Source organism: Inquilinus sp. CA228, from assembly GCF_052078665.1.
Taxonomy (GTDB): Bacteria; Pseudomonadota; Alphaproteobacteria; order DSM-16000; family Inquilinaceae; genus Inquilinus.
Genome location: NZ_JBQJIK010000024.1, coordinates 76,623 through 93,493, shown reverse-complemented (window position 1 = coordinate 93,493; position 16,871 = coordinate 76,623). Strand labels below are relative to the sequence as shown.

Genomic DNA, 16,871 nt, shown 5'->3' with positions numbered 1-16,871 from the left:
GCCCAGCCGCAGATCGTCGCGCCGGACGACGTCGGGGAGCGGCCCGAGCGCCTGCAGCAGCTCGGCCACGCTGCGGCCCTCGATCGGCTGGATCCAGCCGGCGGCGACGTCGGCGGCGGGGGCCAGGACGAAGCCGCGCTCCGCCATCCGCGGATGCGGCACCACCAGATCCGGCCGGTCGACGACCCGGTCGCCGTAGAGCAGCAGGTCGAGATCGATCAGCCGCGGCCCGTTGGGGCGGCTGGGAACCCGGCCGATCTCCGCCTCCGCCGCCTTCAGCCGCGCCAGCAGCGCCTCGGGCGCGAGGCCGGTGCGGGCGGCGACGCACATGTTGAGGAAGGCGCCCTGGTCGGTGTCGTACATCGGCGCCGTCTCATAGACGGCGGAGACGGCGTCGACCGTGGTCTCGCGGCGCAGCCAGGCGATCGCCCGGCGCAGATTGGCCTCGCGGTCGCCGAGATTGGTGCCGAGCGCGAACAGGACTGGGACCATGGCTCGCTCCGGGGCTTGCTCCGGGCCGAATCCGCGTTTCGCCGCGAATCGGCCGATCGGTGTCGCGGCCCCAGTGGCGCGGGGCGGCGGCGTTATGGCCTTGTCGGGCGGAAATGTCGAGCCGGGGGCGCCGCGGTGGTGTATGTCCCGGCCGGACGTCAACGGGACCTCGCCATGGCCGAAGCCGCCGCCCTGCTGGGCAAGCCGATCGCGGAGCGGATCCGATCGCGGATCCTGGCCGAGGCGCCGCCCGGCCTGCGCCCCTGCCTGGCCGTGGTGGTGGCAGGCGACGACGCCGCGGTCGCCCGCTACGCCGCCGCCAAGCAGCGCACCGCCGACGCGCTGGGCCTCGGCTTCCGGGTCGAGACGGTCGATCCGGCCGGCGGCCAGGCCGCGCTCGACGCCCGCATCGCCGCGCTGTCGGCCGATCCCGGCGTGCACGGCATCCTGCTGGAGCTGCCGCTGGCGGCCGGGCTGGATGTCGAGATCGCGATCCGGCAGCTCGACCCGCTGAAGGATGTCGACGGGCTGACGCCGCACAATCTCGGCCTGATCGCCGCCGGGCGCGAGGCCGACGCGCTGCTGCCGGCCACCCCGGCCGCCTGCATCCGGCTGGCCGAGACCGCGGCCGACCTGAAGGGCGCCCGCGCCGTGGTGGTCGGCCGCGGCCGCGCCGTCGGCCGGGCCCTGGCGCCGATGCTGGTCAACCGCGACGCCACGGTGACGGTCTGCCACAGCCGCACCCGCGACCTGGCCGCCGCGGTCGCCGCCGCCGATATCGTCTTCGTCGCCGCCGGCCGGCCCGGCCTGGTCGCCGGGGCGATGGTCCGGCCGGGGCAGGTGGTGGTCGACGCCGGCATCTCGGTGGTCGACGGCCGGGTGGTCGGCGATGTCGATGCCGACAGCGTCCGCCCGGTCGTCACGGCGCTGACGCCGGTGCCGGGCGGCGTCGGGCCGCTGACCGCGACCCTGATCTTCGCCAATCTGCTGCAGGCCGTGCAGCTGCAGCGCCGCGCCGGGAGACTGCGATGACGACAGAAGCCGAAGACAGCCTGTGGCGCTGGCCGCTGGCCACCTTCCGCGACACGCTGGCCAGCGATTCGCCGACCCCCGGCGGCGGCTCGGCGGCGATGGTGTCGGCGACGCTCGGCCTCGGCCTGGTGGTGATGGCGCTGCGCATCACCGCCAACAAGGCGCCCGACCGGGTCTTTCTCGACACGCTGATCCTGTCGGGCGAACGGCTGATGGCCGAGCTGTCGGCCCATGCCGACGCCGATATCGCCGTGTTCGACGCCTATATGGCGGCGCTGAAGCTGCCGAAGGCGACCGAGGCGGAGAAGGCCGCCCGCCGCGACGCGCTGCGGCAGGCGACGATCGCGGCCACAGAGGTGCCGCTGAACGCGGCCCAGACCGCGCTGGAGGGGATCGACCTGGCCAACCAGGCGGCCACGCTGGCGGCGACCCAGATCGTCAGCGATGTCGGCGCCGGCGCCGCGGTGCTGCGCGGCGCGGTCGAGGCGGTGCTCACCGCCGTCGACGTCAATCTGCGCAGCCTCGACGACGCCGCCCGCCGCCAGGTCTATGCCGACAGCCGCGATCACCTGCTTGCGGCCGCCGGTCAGCGGGCCGACGGCATCGCCCGGCTGGTGCGGGACCGGCTGCGCTGAGGACGGGTGATTCACCGGATTCGGACGGCTCCTCCGGGGCCGTGATCCGAGGCGAATTCACCAAGCCCGCGCGGCGGCGCCGCCGGAGTGACGACCCGACCGCAGATTTCCAGCTCAGTTGCTTGGATTCGCTCATAGATTTCCGAATTTTGTGAAATGTGCCCGATCCCCGGGAAGGTTACGGCCTTGTTGCATTCGCGCCGCCCCGCGGACTCCGGCGCTTTTCGGTTTCCAAAATCCGAACAATCGGTTAACCCCGATCGGGAATGGCCGTGCGGGGCGGTGGTGCATCGCTGCAACACTGCGCGAAATTCGCAACAGCAAAGTCCATTTCAATTGCGGTCTACGTTCGACCATCGTACATCCAAAGGGAGCGGTCTGGTCGCAGCCCTTGAAGGAAGCGGGGGACGAGACCTCGGTTGAACCGTGATCAGCGAGGTATTGGATATGAAGAAGAACGTGATGTACGCCGTCGGCGCGGCCGCCCTGCTCGTTGCAGCCCCGGCGATGGCGCAGGAATATCAGGCCACCGGTCTCTATGTTGGTGCCGGCGCCGGCGTCAACATCCGCCAGGATGACAGCTGGAACGTCAAGAACACCAACATCGACGGCGAGTCGACCTACGACATCGGCCCGGCCGGCAACATCTATCTCGGTTACGACTGGGGTTCGTTCCGTGCAGACGCTGAAGTCAGCCTGCGCACCAACGACCTCAAGGATGCCAAGGTCAACGGCCAGACCATCTTCAAGAATGGTCATTTCCGCACTATCGGCATCATGGCCAATGGCTACTACGACTTCGATTTCGGTTCGCCGTTCGTGCCGTACATCGGCGCCGGCGTCGGCGTCGCCATGCTCGACTCCGAGCTGAAGGCCGGCGGCGGCAGCTTCAAGGACTTCAACACCCAGTTCGCCTATCAGGGCATCGCCGGTGTGTCGTACAACTTCGCGCCGAACATCGCTGCGAACCTCGAGTACCGCTACTTCGGCAACACCGAGCCGACCTTCAGCGACCAGGGCGCCAAGCTGAAGTACGACAGCAGCAACAACCACACCATCCTGGTCGGCGTGCGCTACACCTTCGCCCCGGCCCCGGCCGCGGTCGAGCAGGTCGAGACCGTCACCCCGCGCAGCTACCTGGTGTTCTTCGACTTCGACAGCTCGCGTCTGACCCCGGAAGCCCGCCAGATCGTGGCCTCGGCCGCGGCTGACGCCCTCCAGGGCCAGACCACCCGCATCGACGTCACCGGCCACACCGACCGTTCGGGTTCGGACCGGTACAACCAGGCCCTGTCGGTGCGTCGCGCCGAGTCGGTCCGCCGCGAGCTGGTCGCGGACGGCGTTGCCGACAGCCTGATCGTCACCCGCGGCGTCGGCGAGTCCGATCCGCTGGTCCCGACCGCCGACGGTGTGCGCGAGCCGCAGAACCGCCGCGTCGAGATCGTCATCAACTAAGACGGTCTTTAAAGATCCCATCGGGAGATTGGGGCGTCCTTCGGGGCGCCCCTTTCTTCATCCGGGATCCGGGAACAGCAAAACGGCCGTCCCATTTGGTGGACGGCCGTTTTGCTTTGGGCGCCGGGTTCCGCGAGATCAGTCCGCCGCGGCCCCGCGCGCGACGAAGCCGGCATTGAGGAAGCCCGGCTTGGCATAGGCCAGCGGACGGCCGGAGACATCGTCGATGCCGCCGCCGGCGGCGCGCAGCACCGCATCGGCCGCCGCGGTGTCCCATTCCATGGTCGGGCCGAAGCGGAGATAGAGATCCGCCTCCCCCGCCGCGATCAGCACGATCTTCAGCGAGCTGCCGAGGATCCGCCGCTCCGCGACCCGGCGGCCCTGCAGCGCCGCATCCAGCTTCGGGTCGTCGCGATGCGACCGGCTGGTCAGCACCACCAGCCCCTCCGCCGGCGTCGGCCGCACGGCGATCCGCCGCGGCGCCTCGTCGCCCTGCTGCTGCCAGGCCGTCCCGCCGGCCGCCCAGAAGCGGCGGCCGAAGGCCGGCGCCTCGACCACGCCGAGCACCGGCACGCCGTTCACCACCAGGGCGATGTTGACGGTGAACTCGCCGTTGCGGCGCAGGAACTCCTTGGTGCCGTCGACCGGGTCGACCAGCCAGAAGCGATCGGCCGCGGCCGGGATGCCGTGGGCGGCACACTGCTCCTCCGCCACCACCGGCACGCCCGGCAGCAGGGCGCGCAGCCCGGGCAGGATCAGCGCCTCGGCGGCGTGGTCCGCGGCGGTGACCGGGCTGCCGTCGTCCTTGCGCAGGGAGGCGCCGTCGAAGCTGTTGTAGATCTCGAGCACCACCCGGCCGGCGCGGCGGGCGAGGTCGACGACGGCCTCCACAGGGGGCGCCTCGACCGGCGGCAGCGCATCGGCGGCCATCACGCGGCCTCGCGCAGCGCCGACCAGGTCTCGTCCAGCGCCAGGCCGAAGCGGTGCAGCATCTCGGCCACGCCGGCCTCGTCGATGATCATCGGCGGGCAGAAGCCGATGACGTCACCCGGCATGGCGCGGGTCAGCAGGCCATGCGCCTGAGCCCGGCGGACCAGGCCGGCGCCGATGCCGCGGGCCTTGTCGAAATTGGTCCGGGCGGCCTTGTCGGCCACCAGCTCGGCCCCGGCGATCAGGCCGAGGCCGCGCACCTCGCCGACCAGCGGATGGCCGGCATGGCGGCGCAGCCCTTCCTGCAGCGCCGCGCCGACCCGGCGGACGCGGCCGACGATGTCCATCTCGCGGTAGATCTTCAGCGTCTCCAGCGCCACCGCCGCGGCCACCGGATGGCCGCCATAGGTGTTGCCGTGGCCGAACATGCCGTGCTTGTCGCTGCCCGCCACCAGCGCCTCATAGACCGGGCCGGAGACCAGCGTCGCCGCGATCGGCAGGAAGCCGGCCGAGAGCTGCTTGGCCACGGTCATGATGTCCGGCCGGATGCCGAAGCTGTCGCAGCCGAACCAGTTGCCGGTGCGGGCGAAGCCGCAGATCACCTCGTCGGCGATGAACAGGATGTCGTGCCGGCGCAGCACCGCCTGCACCTTCTCGAAATAGCCGCGCGGCGGCACGATCACGCCCCCCGCGCCCATCACCGGCTCGGCGATGAAGGCGGCCACCGTGTCCGGCCCCTCGGCCTGGATCGTCGCCTCCAGGTGCGCGGCCAGGCGGGTGGAGTAGTCCTCCTCGCTCTCGCCCGGCTCGGCGCCGTGATAATGGTGCGGCGTGTCGACATGCACCACCCGGCCGACCGGCAGGTCGAAGCCGTCCTGGGCATAGGCCAGGCCGGTCAGGCTGCCCGACATCACGGTGACGCCGTGATAGGCCTTGCGCCGGGCGATGATCTTCTTCTTCTCCGGCCGGCCCAGCGCGTTGTTGACGTACCAGGCGATCTTGACCGCCAGGTCGTTGGCCTCGGAGCCGGAATTGACGAACAGTGCCCGCTCCAGCGGCTTCGGCGCGATCGCCATCAGCGCCTCGGCCAGGTCGACCAGCACGTCCGGCACCTTGCCGCCGAAGGCGTGGTAGAAGGGCAGTTGCCGCATTTGCCGCGTCGCCGCCTCGACCAGCCGCTCCTGGTCGAAGCCGAGCCCGGCGCACCACAGGCCGGCCAGCCCCTCGATGTATTCGCGCCCCTCCTCGTCATAGACGTGGATGCCCTTGCCGCGGCTGATCACCATCGGCCCGGTCTCGCGATGGGCGCTGAGATTGGTGTAGGGGTGCAGCAGGTAGGCGACGTCCCGCGCGGCGGTAGAATTGGGGATCACGGGCGGCGTCCTCCGGCTGTTCATCGGCGTCCGCCATCGTTACCGAAAGGCAAGGCTGCCGTCCCGGGCGTTTCGCGCATGGCAGGCGCCGCGGCCTGGAAATAACGTCGCGGCGTAAGGCCGGTGGCCTGGCGGAAATCGCGGCTGAAGGCGCTGGCCGACCTGAAGCCGAGATCATGCGCCACCGCGGTCACCGATGCCCCTTCGGCGAGCCGGACCAGGGCGGCGCGCAGCCGGACCTGGCGGCGCCAGGCGGTGAAGCTCATCCGCGCCTCGCGCTGGAAGGCCCGCGCCAGCGACCGCGTGGTCGTGCCCAGCCGCGTCGCCCAGCCGGCCAGAGTCCCGGCATGGGCCGGCTCCGCCGCCAGGGCCACCTCGATCGCCCGCAGCCCTGGTGACGCCAAGGGCTGCAGGAACAGCCGGGGCGCCGGCTCCAGCCGCAGCTCGTCGGCGAAGACCAGGCAGAGGCGGTGCCGGGCCCGGCCCGTCGCGCCCTCCAGCGCCAGGATCACCTCGCGCAGCAGCGGGCTGACCGCGACCACGCCGCAGCGCTCGGGCAGCCGGCGCAGCAGCGGGCCGCCGCAATAGGCGCTCAGCATCTCGAACCCGGCGGAGGTCTCGACCCGGTGCTCCTCGCCGGCCGGCAGCCAGCAGCCCTGCAGCGGCGGCACCACCCATTGCCCGTGGCGCGTGTGCAACACCATGACGCCGCGGCCGGGATAGATCAGCTGCGCCCGCGGATGGTGGTGCCACTCGCCCGAGAAGCCCGCCGGGAAAGGGTCGCGCTCGACCTGAATCCAGCTTTCCACCACACGGCCCCGCTGTGTCCGATCCGGACTATATTCTGTCAGATCGTGCGCTATCGGACATCCCGGCCGACCGCCTAGCCTTGCCACAGCAAGGATGGAGGCAGCATGACGCCGACCATGATGGTGCCGCGGACGGAGCCGGCGCCCCGCCTGTCCGGGGACGGCAAGCAGGAGTTCCTGGCCGCGCTGCGCGGCCTTCACCCGGCCTCGGTGCTGGATGTGGGCTGCGGCGAGGGCGCCCTGCTGCGGGCGATCACCGCCGGCGGCGCGGTCCGCGGCGTCGGCCTCGAGCCGGAGGACGCGGCCGCCGAGCGGGCGCGGGCGGCGGGGCTGGAGGTCCAGCCCGGCCGGGCCGAGGCCCTGCCCTTCGCCGATCATAGCTTCGACGTCGTCACGCTCGAATATGTCGCCCATCACGTCGTGCACCTGCCCCGGGCCCTGCGCGAGGCGGCCCGGGTGGCGCGGCGCGCCGTGCTGGTCCTGGACGGCTGGTATGACGAGGCGCTGCCGTCGCAGCGGGTGATGCGCGACCTCGACGACTGGCGGAAGCGGATCGACCGCCGGCTCGGCATGGTGCACAACCCCTGCCCCAGCCCCCGCGACCTGATCGATCCGCTGCTCGCCTGCGGCCCGCTCGATATCGATTATGCCTGCCGGCTGGAGCTGAGCCCGCGGTCGCTGGCCGAGCTGGAAACCACGGCCCGGCGGCACCTGGAAACCGTTGCCCCGGCGCCTGACCTGGCCGCGGAGCTGGATCGCATCCTCGACGATGGCCGGCTGCACGGCTGCACCGACGCCGGCACCCTGCTGCTCTGCGCCCGCCTGCCGTAGCCGGGTCAGCCCTCCTGCGCCTCGTGCCGGCGGCCGAGCGCGACGGCGAGGGTCAGGGCCAGGCAGGGCGTGGCCGAGAGCGAGCGGAAGGCGTCGATCTCGCCCTCATGCACCACGAAGCACGCATCGGCGATCGGGTAGACCGGGCTGAGGTCGCTGTCGGTGATGGCGACGATCGGCACGCCGGCGGCGCGGGCCCGGCGCGCCACCTCCTGCACATCCGGGGCGTAGCTGCGGAAGGTGACGACGAACAGCGCGTCGCCCGGGCGGATCGCCCGCGACTGCTCCGCCAGCATGCCGCCGAAATTGTCGAGCAGATGCACCGGCCGGTCGAGCTGGGCCAGCAGGTAGGAGAGATAGACCGCGATCGGGAAGGACCGGCGCTGGGCGGCCAGGTGGATGCAGTCGGCCCGCGCCAGGATGTCGACCGCGCGGGCGAACACCGCCGGGTCGACGTCGCCGCGCAGCCGCTCCAGCGCGCCGACCGAGATGTCGATGAAGGCGTTGAGCGGGCCGGACGAGGTCTCGGCCCCGCCGAAGCGGGCGTCGAGCGTGCGGATGCGCGCCTCGTAACTGGGCATCCGCTCGACCAGCTGGGCCCGGAACAGGCGCTGCATCTCGGAGAAGCCGTCGAAGCCCAGCGCCTGGGCAAAGCGGACCAGGGCCGAGGGCTGCACCTCGGCCTTGGCGGCGATCACCGCCACCGTCTCCAGCGCGATCACGTCGGGATGGGCCAGGGCGAATTCGGCGATGGTCTTGAGCCGCTTGCTCAGCGCCGGGTAGCGGGCGGCGACGGCGCCGCGCAGCGCCTCGAAGCTGTCCGGCGCCGGCTCGACCGTTGCCGCTTCCGTCCCTGCCATCCGCGTTCGTTCCAAACGTTCCAACTCTTGGAACAATAATCTCGAAATCGGCCGCGGGGAAACGGCATTCGCTGTGGCCCGGCTCTCGTCCGGGTGGTATAGACCATCTGGCGCGATGACGCTGACGGCGCGGCTTGCTAGCGTCCCCGCGCGACAGCATCCAGGACCAGGGCATGGCGATCCGCATCCTTATCGGCGTCGATGGCGGCGCGACCGGAACCAGGCTCCGCGCCGTCGATCCGGACGGAAGCGTGCTGGGCGAGGGCACGGCCGGCCCGTCCAGCCTGACGCTCGGCGTCGACGGCGCCTGGGCCCAGATCTGGATCGCGCTTGGTGCGGCCGGGATCGTCGAGGCCGACTATCCGGACACGGTGCTGGCCTGCGGCCTAGCCGGCACCGGCCGGCCGGACAAGCGCGCCGAATTCCGCGCCAAGGCCCCCGGCTTCGCCTGCCTGCGCCTGTGCTCCGACGCCCATGCCACCCCGCTGGGCGCCCATGGCGGCCAGCCCGGCGCCGCCATCGCGCTGGGTACCGGCACGGTCGGCGGCTCCCTCACCGCCGACGGCACCACCCGCCAGGTCGGCGGCTGGGGCTTCCCGGTCGGCGACGAGGGCAGCGGCGCCTGGCTGGGCCTGAAGGCGCTGGGCGAGGCGCTGCAGCTGCTGGACGGCCGCGCGATCGACCCGCCCGGCGGCTCGGCCCTGCACCGGGCGATGTTCGAGACCTGCGGCGCCACCGGGCCGGAGCTCTTGTCCTGGACCTACCAGGCGCCGTCGACCAAATACGCCACACTGGCGCCGATCGTGGTCCGGCTGGCCGGCGAGGGCGACCTCGCCGCGGTGCGGCTGATGCAGGCGGCCGGGCGCGAGGTCGACCGGCTGGCCCGCGCCCTGGACCCCGCCGGCACTCTGCCCTTCTGCGCCGGCGGCAGCCTGGCGGCGCCGCTGCGGCCCTATATGGACCCGACCATCACCGCCCGGCTGCGGCCCCCGCTGGGGGACGCCCGCGACGGCGCCGTGCTGCTGGCCCGGTCCCTGGCCCCCGGCGAAGCCTGGAGCGACGCATGACCAAGACTCTCGAGGGCCGCATCCTGACGCCCGGGGGTTGGGTCGCCGGGCGCATCGCCTTCGCCAGCCATATCCGCAGCGTCGAGCCGGTCGCAGGCCTGGATGACGGCCCGATGATCGTCCCCGGCTTCATCGACCTGCACTGCCATGGCGGCGGCGGCGCCGACGCGATGGAGGGCGAGGCCTCGATCCGCACCCTGGCCCGTACCCATGTTCGGCACGGCACGACGTCGCTGCTGGCCACCACCATGACCTCGCCGGTCGAGGAGATCGAGACGGCGCTGGATGGCGCCGGCCGGGTGATCGCGGGACGGCGCCCGGGCGAGGCCCGGGTGCTGGGCGTGCATCTGGAGGGTCCGTTCATCAGCCCGGATCGGCTGGGCGCCCAGCCGCCCTATGCCATCCCGGCCGATCTCGCGCGCATGGCCGATTTCTGCGACCGCGCCGACATCCGGGTCGTGACCTGGGCGCCGGAGGCCGACCCCGACGGCAGCCTGCAGGCCTTCCTGGCGGCGCGCGACATCCGGGTGCAGCTGGGCCATTCCTCCTGCGACTACGAGACCGCGGCCGAGGCCTTCTCGCGCGGGGTCGACGGCGTCACCCACATGTTCAACGCCATGACGGCGCTGCACCACCGCGCCCCCGGCATCGTCGGCGCCGCCTTGGCCCATGCCGAGCATGCCGAGCTGATCCCCGACCTGTTGCATGTCCATCCCGGCGCCATCCGGGCGGCGCTGCGGGCGATCCCGTCGCTGTACGCCGTCACCGACGCCACCGCCGCCTCCGGCATGCCCGATGGCGACTACAGGCTGGGCCGCTACACGGTGCGCAAATGCGGCAACGGCGTGCGGCTGGACGACGGCACCCTGGCCGGCAGCTGCCTGACCATGGACCAGGCCTTCGCCAACCTCGTCGCCATCGGCCTGGCGCCGGAGGAGGCGTCGCGCCGCACCTCGACCCTGGCCGCCGATTATCTCGGCCTGGCCGATCGCGGCCGCCTGGCGCCCGGCGCCTGGGCGGACATCGTCGTTCTCGACGCCGGCCTGCGGGTCACCAGCGTCCATGTCGAAGGAGAGTCGATTGACCTCGATCATGCTTGAGGAGGCGCGCGAGGCCCCCGCCCGCATCGCCGACCTGCTGGCCGCCGACGCGGAGCTCATCCGCGACCTCGCGGCCCGGCTGCGCGCCGCCCGGCCGCGCTTCGCCGTGACCATCGCCCGCGGCAGCTCCGACCACGCCGCGACCTATGCCGCCTATCTGCTGGGCAGCCGGCTGGGCGTCGTCACCGCCTCGCTGCCGCCGTCGCTGGAGACGCTGGGCCATTCCGATCTCGACCTGAAGGGCAGCCTGGCCATCGCCGTGTCGCAGTCCGGCCGCAGCCCGGACCTGGTGACGCCGGTGCGCCGCGCCCGCGAGCGCGGGGCGCTGACCGTCGCCATCCTGAACGCGACCGACAGCCCGGCCGCCCAGGCGGCGGAGATCGTGCTGGACCAGCATGCCGGGCGCGAGCGCGCCGTGGCCGCGACCAAATCCTATATCGCCAGCCTGGTGGTCGCCGCCCGGCTGGTCGCCGAATGGGCCGAGGATGCCGAGCTGGCGGCGGCGCTGCAGCGGCTGCCGGAAGCGCTGGAGGCGGCGACGCGCTGCGACTGGTCGCCGGCGGTCGAGGCGCTGGTGAAGGCCGACCGGATGATGGTGGCGGGCCGCGGCCTGAATCTGGCGATCGCCCAGGAGAGCGCGCTGAAGTTCAAGGAGACCTGCATCCTGCAGGCCGAGGCGATGAGCGCGGCCGAGATCATGCACGGGCCGAAGGCGCTGGTCGAAGCCGGATACCCGGTGCTGGCCTATGCGCCGAACGACGGCGGGCGGGACAGCGTGCTGAAGATGGCGGCGGAGTTCCGCGGCCTGGGCGCCGATGTGCTGCTGGCCGGCGCGCCGGGGGTCGAGGGCGCGACGCTGCCGCTGCCGCCGCCGCTGCACCCGGCGCTGGACCCGATCCTGGCGATCGGCGCCTTCTACCCCTTCGTCGCCGCCCTGTCCGAGGCCCGCGGCCTGTCGCCCGACGCGCCGCGCAACCTGAGCAAGGTGACCGAGACGGTCTGATTCGGCACAGTCCGACCGAACGCGCCGGCCGGGATATTTTCCTGATGGAACGGCCTGGCCGGCCGATCGAAACGAAACCGGGACGGGCCGAAACGCCGGTTCCGCAACAAACGAATTCACGCCGGGCCTGCAATCGCTCTACCCTCTTGCCCAAAGTGCGGGCATCCGGCCCGCCGGAGTGAAGAGGGGAGATTCGCATGAGCAGATTCCGCAGCAGGACGCTGGCCTCGGCCCTGGCCCTGGCCACCGTCTTCGGCGGATCGGCCGCCTGGGCCGACGTCACCATCGGGGCCGCTTTCGTGCTGAGCGGCGGCAACGCGCCCTACGGGCTGCAGGAGCGGCGCGGCGTCGAGGCGGCGGTCGAGGCGATCAACGCCGCCGGCGGGGTCAATGGCGAAAAGATCGTGGTGGAGTTCGGCGACGATGCCGGCGACCCGCGCCAGGCCGTGCAGGTCGCCAACGACATGGTCAACAAGAAGGTCGCCGTGGTCGTCGGCCACACCCTGTCGGGCGCCACCGTCGCCGCCGCGCCGATCTATGACGAGGAGGGGATCATCATGATCACCCCCTCGGCCACCGCGGTGGACCTGACCGAGAAGGGCTACAAGACCGTGTTCCGCACGGTGGTCCGCGACGACCAGCAGGGCAATGTCGCCGGCGCCTATATCGCCGCGCAGTTCAAGGACAAGAAGATCGCCTTCGTCCAGGATTCGACCACCTATGGCAAGGGCCTGGCCGACGCCACCAAGGCGGCGCTCAACGCCGCCGGGGTGAAGGAAACGGCCTATGAGACGATCACGCCGGGCGAGCTGGACTACTCGGCCACGATCTCGAAGCTGAAGTCCCAGAACATCGACGTGGTCTATTACGGCGGCCTGTACAACGAGGCCGGGCTGTTGCTGCGCCAGATGCGCGACCAGGGGCTGCAGGCGCAGTTCATCTCCGGCGACGGCCTCTATGCCCAGGATTTCTGGTCGATCGTCGGCCCGGCCGGCGAGGGCGTGCTGCTGACCGTCGACAACCCGCCCGAGACCAACCCGGCGGCGAAGGACGTGGTCGCGGCGCTGAAGGCCAAGAGCATCGACCCGGCCGGCTACACCCTCTACGCCTATGCCGCGGTCCAGGTCTGGGCCGAGGCGGCGAAGAAGGCCGGCTCGAACGATCCGGCGAAGGTCGCGGCGGCGCTGCGTGACGGCAGCGACTACAAGACCGTGATCGGCGACATCGCCTATGACGCCAAGGGCGACCGCACCAAGTCCGGCTACGCCCTGTTCAAGCGCGTCGGCACCGCCATCGAGCCGGTGAAGTAACCGCATCGAGCTCTTCGGCAGGACGTGAAGGGGCCGGCCCAGCGCCGGCCCTTTTTTCATGGCGTCTGCCGCAGCAGCCGGTCGTCGACCAGGAAGTCGACGCCGCGCAGCCAGGCCGCGTCGGTGTCGCCGCGGATCTGGCCCTGGACATGGGCGACGTACTGGCCGGTGCGCAGGTCGGCGATCCAGATGTCCATGGTCGAGATCAGGGTCGAGATCTTGTGGACGGCGGGCAGCACCGCCAGCTCCGCGCCGCTCTCCCGGGCGACGTCCAGCCAGCAGCCGCCGCAGCTGTAGCGCGGCGCCGTCGCCGCGACCTTCGCCGCCAGCGGGGCCAGGTCGACCGGCCGGTAGCGGCCGGATCCCTCCAGCTTGCGGGCCAGCTGTTCGGTGGCCAGGGCGATGCGCTCGTCGTGGCCGGGCGAGGCGACCTCGCCGCTGGTGTCGGCCAGCTCGAACGGGAACACCGCAGTCGGTACCTGCGTCTGGGCGGCGGCGGGACCGGCGACCAGGACCAGGATCGGGATCAGCCAGCGCCACGGCATCACCGGCCTCCATTGCTGCGAATCCTCCGAGCCTAGGCCGGGAGACCGGCGGCGGAAACGCGACTTACGGACAACCTCTTGCGCTTCGCTGCGCCTGGCGCCACATGGGCGGGATGCGACGGCTCCGGACCCGGCTGCTGCCCCTGATCACGTCCGGCCTCGTGCTGGCGGCGATGCCCTCTGCCGCCCAGGTCGCCACTCCTCTGGTGGCCACAGCGCCGGAATCCCGGTTCGACCCGGCCCGGCTGGAGGCGGTGCTGCAGCGGGCGGCGGCGCTGCCGCGGCTGCGGGCGCTGATCATCGCCCAGGACGGCGTGCCGGTGGCGGAGCGCGCCTTCCGCGGCCCGGGGCTGGACCGGCCGGTGAACATCAAGTCGGCGTCGAAATCGATCCTGTCGGCGCTGGTCGGCATCGCCCTCGAACGCCGGGTCTTCACCGGGCTCGACCAGCCGGTCGCCCCGATCCTGGCCGACGAGCTGCCGGCGGACGCGGACCCGCTGCTGGCCCAGGTCACCATCGACCATCTGCTGTCGATGCGGGCCGGGCTCGACCGCACCTCGGGCCCGAATTACGGGCGCTGGACCAGCAGCCCGGACTGGGTGCGCTACATCCTGTCCCGGCCCTTCATCGACCGGCCCGGCGGGCGGATGCTGTATTCGACCGGCGACAGCCATCTGCTGTCGGCCGCTTTGACCCGGCTGACCGGCCGCAGCACGCTGGCGCTGATGCGCGACTGGCTGGGCCGGCCGCTGGGCATCACCATCCCGGACTGGCCGCGCGACCCGCAGGGCATCTATGTCGGCGGCAACGACATGGTGCTGTCGCCCCGCGCCCTGCTGCGCTTCGGCGAGCTGTACCGCCAGGGCGGGGTGATCGACGGAAAGCGGGTGCTGCCCGAGGGCTGGGTCGAGGCATCATGGACGCCGCGCACCCGGTCGCCCTTCACCGGCCACGCCTATGGCTATGGCTGGTTCATCACCGAGGCGCAGGGCCACCCGGTCTATTACGCCTGGGGCTTCGGCGGGCAGATGGTCTATGTCGTGCCCGATCTCGGCCTGACCGTGGTCATGACCTCGGACCCGACGGCGCGGTCCCGCGACGGCTATCTCGAGCAGCTGCACGGCCTGCTGGCCGACGGCATCGTTCCGGCGGCGGCACAGCGCTCGGCCGGCTGACGGCGCAAAACAAAAGGGCCGGCGCGCTGCGCCGGCCCTCGATCCAGCCCATCCCGAAGAAGGTCAGCCCTGGTCCTTGCTGACCTGGGGCTTGCTGTCCTGAGGCTTGTTGTCCCGGCGCTCGGTGATGCGCGCGGCCTTGCCGCGGCGGTCGCGCAGGTAATACAGCTTGGCGCGGCGGACGGCGCCGCGGCGGACGACCTCGATCGAGTCGATGCGCGGGCTGTACAGCGGGAAGACGCGCTCGACGCCCTCGCCATAGCTGATCTTGCGGACGGTGAAGTGGCTGTTCAGGCCGGCGTTCTTGCGGCCGATGCAGACGCCTTCATAGGCCTGCACACGCTCGCGCGTGCCTTCGATGACCTTGACGTTCACCTTGACCGTGTCGCCGGGCTGGAAGTCCGGGATCTTGCGGTCGGCGGTCAGCTTGTCGATCTGCTCCTGCTCGATCGTCTGAATGATGTTCATGGCTCTCGTCCTTCTTGTTCCTTGGTGTCTCTACGTCGGTCTCGGCCCGGGCGCTTTCGGACGTGGCTCCCGCCGCCTTCGGCCCTTTCGGGGTTCACGGCGAGGTATCGCTGCCAGAGGTCCGGGCGTCGCTCCCGGGTGATGCTTTCCGCCTGTTCCAGCCGCCAGCGCCGCACCTTGGCGTGGTCGCCGGAGACCAGGATCTCCGGCACCGCGCGCGGTGCGCCGTCGGCGCCTGTCCACAGGGCCGGCCGGGTGTAGTGCGGGTACTCCAGGAGACCCGCCCCGAACTCGGCCCCGAAACTCTCCTCCCCGGCGCTCTCCGCGTTGCCCATGACGCCGGGGAGCAAGCGCACCACGGCATCGATCAGGGCCAGCGCGGCGATCTCGCCGCCGGACAGGATGAAATCGCCCAGGCTGACCTCCTCCGCCCCCTGGGCGTCGAGAAGCCGCTGGTCGACCCCTTCGTACCGGCCGCAGAGCAGGACGATCGCCTGTTCCGCCGCCAGGTTCCGCACCAGCGCCTGATCGAGCAGCCGGCCGCGGGGGCTCAGATAGATCAGCCGCTCCCCCGGGCGGCGGACCGCCTGCACGGCGTCGTCCAAGACCTGGGGAAGCATGACCATGCCGGCGCCGCCCCCGAAGGGGGCGTCGTCGACCGAGCGGTGCTTATCGCGCGCAAAGCCGCGAATGTCCACCGATTCCAGCATCCAGTCGCCGCGTGCCAGCGCCCTGCCGGCCAGGGACTGGCCGAGCGGGCCCGGAAACATCTCCGGAAACAGCGTCAGGATGCGGGCGGTCCAAGGCATTTCAGGCCTCGTCCTCGCCCTCTTCCGGCGGCTGTTCCGCCGGCTCCAGGAGCCCGGCCGGCGGGTCGATCACGATGCGGCGGCCGGCGATGTCGACCACCGGCACCGCGGCCCGGGTGAAGGGCAGCATCACGGCGCTGCCCTCGACCCGCGCGATCTCCAGCATCTCGCCGGCGCCGAAATCGAACACGGCGCGGACCGTGCCGAAGACGGTCCCGTCCGCCAGCACCGCCGCCAGGCCGACCAGGTCGGCGTGGTAGAACTCGTCCTCCTCGGGCTCCGGCAGGGCGGCGCGGTCGACATAGAGCCGCAGGCCGCGCAGGGCGTCGGCCGCGTCGCGGTCGGCGACGCCCTCGACCCGCACGATCCAGTGGTCCTTGGCCCAGGACAGCAGTTGCAGGGCGAGGCGCCGCGCCCCGGCCTCGTCAGAGACCGGGCCGTAGGCGGTCAGGTCCTCCGGGGCGGCGGTGACGGGCTTGACCTTCACCAGGCCGCGGACGCCGTGCGCCCCGGTGATCTGGCCGACGCAGACCTTGGAGGATGAAGTCATGGCGGAGAATCCGGCCGGCACCCTTCACCCCGCGCGGGGCAAGGGCGCCCGTACGGATCAGGCCTCGGCCGGAGCCTCGGCGGCCTTGGCGGCGGCCTCGGCCGCAGCCTTGGCGCGCTCCTGGGCCTTCGCCTTCGGCGCCGACTTCGACGGGCTCTCGCGATACACCGGCATCGGCGCCAGCTCGGCCTGGCCGAGGAACTTGGCGACGCGATCGGTCGGCTGGGCGCCGACCGACAGCCAATGCTTGATCCGGTCGGCCTTCAGCACCAGGCGCTCCGGATGATCCTTCGCCAGCATCGGGTTGTAGGTGCCGACCTTCTCGACGAAGCGGCCGTCGCGCGGGCTGCGCGTGTCGGCGATCACGATCGAGTAGAACGGGCGCTTCTTGGCGCCGCCACGGGTCAGGCGGATCTTGACGGACATT

General features: G+C 71.7%; 19 protein-coding genes. 9 read left to right on the top strand and 10 right to left on the bottom strand.

The features are described from left to right. On the bottom strand, positions 1-492 hold a 492-nt coding region (folK, locus tag ACTOWL_RS14240; RefSeq protein ID WP_441321897.1), incomplete at its 3' end, for a 2-amino-4-hydroxy-6-hydroxymethyldihydropteridine diphosphokinase. 174 nt (positions 493-666) lie between these two features. Here folK and ACTOWL_RS14235 point away from each other — a divergent pair. The 3 genes from ACTOWL_RS14235 to ACTOWL_RS14225 all read left to right on the top strand — a co-directional run bounded on the left by ACTOWL_RS14235 (position 667) and on the right by ACTOWL_RS14225 (position 3,614). Further along, the gene (locus ACTOWL_RS14235) at positions 667-1,524 is read left to right on the top strand and encodes a tetrahydrofolate dehydrogenase/cyclohydrolase catalytic domain-containing protein (protein ID WP_441321896.1); all 858 of its coding nucleotides are present in this window, start codon (positions 667-669) and stop codon (positions 1,522-1,524) included. After that, positions 1,521-2,159 (top strand): cyclodeaminase/cyclohydrolase family protein, encoded by a 639-nt coding sequence (locus ACTOWL_RS14230; RefSeq protein ID WP_441321895.1) that lies wholly within the window; start codon positions 1,521-1,523, stop codon positions 2,157-2,159. Before ACTOWL_RS14235 ends, ACTOWL_RS14230 begins: the two co-directional genes overlap by 4 nt. Before the next feature lie 447 nt (positions 2,160-2,606). Further along, positions 2,607-3,614 (top strand): OmpA family protein, encoded by a 1,008-nt coding sequence (locus tag ACTOWL_RS14225; RefSeq protein WP_441321894.1) that lies wholly within the window; start codon positions 2,607-2,609, stop codon positions 3,612-3,614. A 138-nt stretch (positions 3,615-3,752) separates the two neighbouring features. Here ACTOWL_RS14225 and cysQ read toward each other — a convergent pair whose 3' ends face one another. The 3 genes from cysQ to ACTOWL_RS14210 are packed head-to-tail and all read right to left on the bottom strand — an operon-like array spanning position 3,753 to position 6,726. Further along, complete coding sequence (cysQ, locus tag ACTOWL_RS14220) at positions 3,753-4,544, bottom strand: 3'(2'),5'-bisphosphate nucleotidase CysQ (RefSeq protein WP_441321893.1); 792 nt, start codon at positions 4,542-4,544, stop codon at positions 3,753-3,755. Continuing rightward, positions 4,544-5,941 (bottom strand): aminotransferase, encoded by a 1,398-nt coding sequence (locus ACTOWL_RS14215; RefSeq protein ID WP_441321892.1) that lies wholly within the window; start codon positions 5,939-5,941, stop codon positions 4,544-4,546. Before ACTOWL_RS14215 ends, cysQ begins: the two co-directional genes overlap by 1 nt. Beyond that, the gene (locus tag ACTOWL_RS14210; RefSeq protein WP_441321891.1) at positions 5,938-6,726 is read right to left on the bottom strand and encodes an AraC family transcriptional regulator; all 789 of its coding nucleotides are present in this window, start codon (positions 6,724-6,726) and stop codon (positions 5,938-5,940) included. Before ACTOWL_RS14210 ends, ACTOWL_RS14215 begins: the two co-directional genes overlap by 4 nt. Positions 6,727-6,831: 105 nt before the next feature. Between ACTOWL_RS14210 and ACTOWL_RS14205 the strand changes: the two genes are divergently transcribed. Next, a complete protein-coding gene (locus ACTOWL_RS14205; RefSeq protein ID WP_441321890.1) occupies positions 6,832-7,557 on the top strand; it encodes a class I SAM-dependent methyltransferase in 726 nt (241 codons plus the stop codon). Positions 7,558-7,562: 5 nt separating this feature from the next. Here the strand turns inward: ACTOWL_RS14205 and ACTOWL_RS14200 are convergent, their stop codons facing one another. Next, entirely contained in the window at positions 7,563-8,417 is an 855-nt protein-coding gene (locus ACTOWL_RS14200; protein WP_441321889.1) for a MurR/RpiR family transcriptional regulator, read from the bottom strand. Positions 8,418-8,590: 173 nt separating this feature from the next. Here ACTOWL_RS14200 and ACTOWL_RS14195 point away from each other — a divergent pair, with 173 nt between their 5' ends. From ACTOWL_RS14195 to ACTOWL_RS14180, 4 genes are all read left to right on the top strand, one after another. Next, a complete protein-coding gene (locus ACTOWL_RS14195; protein ID WP_441321888.1) occupies positions 8,591-9,484 on the top strand; it encodes a BadF/BadG/BcrA/BcrD ATPase family protein in 894 nt (297 codons plus the stop codon). Next, positions 9,481-10,584 (top strand): N-acetylglucosamine-6-phosphate deacetylase, encoded by a 1,104-nt coding sequence (gene nagA / locus ACTOWL_RS14190; protein ID WP_441321887.1) that lies wholly within the window; start codon positions 9,481-9,483, stop codon positions 10,582-10,584. The genes ACTOWL_RS14195 and nagA overlap by 4 nt, the downstream gene beginning before the upstream one ends. Then, positions 10,565-11,587 (top strand): SIS domain-containing protein, encoded by a 1,023-nt coding sequence (locus ACTOWL_RS14185; protein ID WP_441321886.1) that lies wholly within the window; start codon positions 10,565-10,567, stop codon positions 11,585-11,587. The genes nagA and ACTOWL_RS14185 overlap by 20 nt, the downstream gene beginning before the upstream one ends. A 197-nt stretch (positions 11,588-11,784) precedes the next feature. Then, positions 11,785-12,897, top strand: a complete 1,113-nt coding sequence (locus ACTOWL_RS14180; protein ID WP_441321885.1) for a branched-chain amino acid ABC transporter substrate-binding protein — start codon at positions 11,785-11,787, stop codon at positions 12,895-12,897. Positions 12,898-12,953: 56 nt separating this feature from the next. Here the strand turns inward: ACTOWL_RS14180 and ACTOWL_RS14175 are convergent, their stop codons facing one another. Beyond that, complete coding sequence (locus ACTOWL_RS14175; protein ID WP_441321884.1) at positions 12,954-13,442, bottom strand: DUF3280 domain-containing protein; 489 nt, start codon at positions 13,440-13,442, stop codon at positions 12,954-12,956. 113 nt (positions 13,443-13,555) lie between these two features. On the opposite strand from ACTOWL_RS14175, the gene ACTOWL_RS14170 reads away from it, so the two are divergent. Beyond that, positions 13,556-14,617, top strand: a complete 1,062-nt coding sequence (locus tag ACTOWL_RS14170; protein WP_441321883.1) for a serine hydrolase domain-containing protein — start codon at positions 13,556-13,558, stop codon at positions 14,615-14,617. Positions 14,618-14,680: 63 nt separating this feature from the next. Here ACTOWL_RS14170 and rplS read toward each other — a convergent pair whose 3' ends face one another. Genes rplS through rpsP form a run of 4 tightly spaced genes read right to left on the bottom strand, consistent with a single transcriptional unit; the run spans position 14,681 to position 16,870 of the window. Then, a complete protein-coding gene (gene rplS / locus ACTOWL_RS14165; protein ID WP_441321882.1) occupies positions 14,681-15,085 on the bottom strand; it encodes a 50S ribosomal protein L19 in 405 nt (134 codons plus the stop codon). Continuing rightward, positions 15,082-15,894, bottom strand: a complete 813-nt coding sequence (gene trmD, locus ACTOWL_RS14160; RefSeq protein WP_441321881.1) for a tRNA (guanosine(37)-N1)-methyltransferase TrmD — start codon at positions 15,892-15,894, stop codon at positions 15,082-15,084. Before trmD ends, rplS begins: the two co-directional genes overlap by 4 nt. Before the next feature lies 1 nt (position 15,895). Beyond that, a complete protein-coding gene (gene rimM / locus ACTOWL_RS14155; RefSeq protein ID WP_441321880.1) occupies positions 15,896-16,444 on the bottom strand; it encodes a ribosome maturation factor RimM in 549 nt (182 codons plus the stop codon). A gap of 57 nt (positions 16,445-16,501) precedes the next feature. Then, positions 16,502-16,870 carry a 30S ribosomal protein S16 gene (rpsP, locus tag ACTOWL_RS14150; RefSeq protein WP_441321879.1) on the bottom strand — a complete coding sequence of 123 codons (369 nt, stop codon included), beginning with the start codon at positions 16,868-16,870 and terminating at the stop codon, positions 16,502-16,504. Position 16,871: the final 1 nt, after the last annotated feature.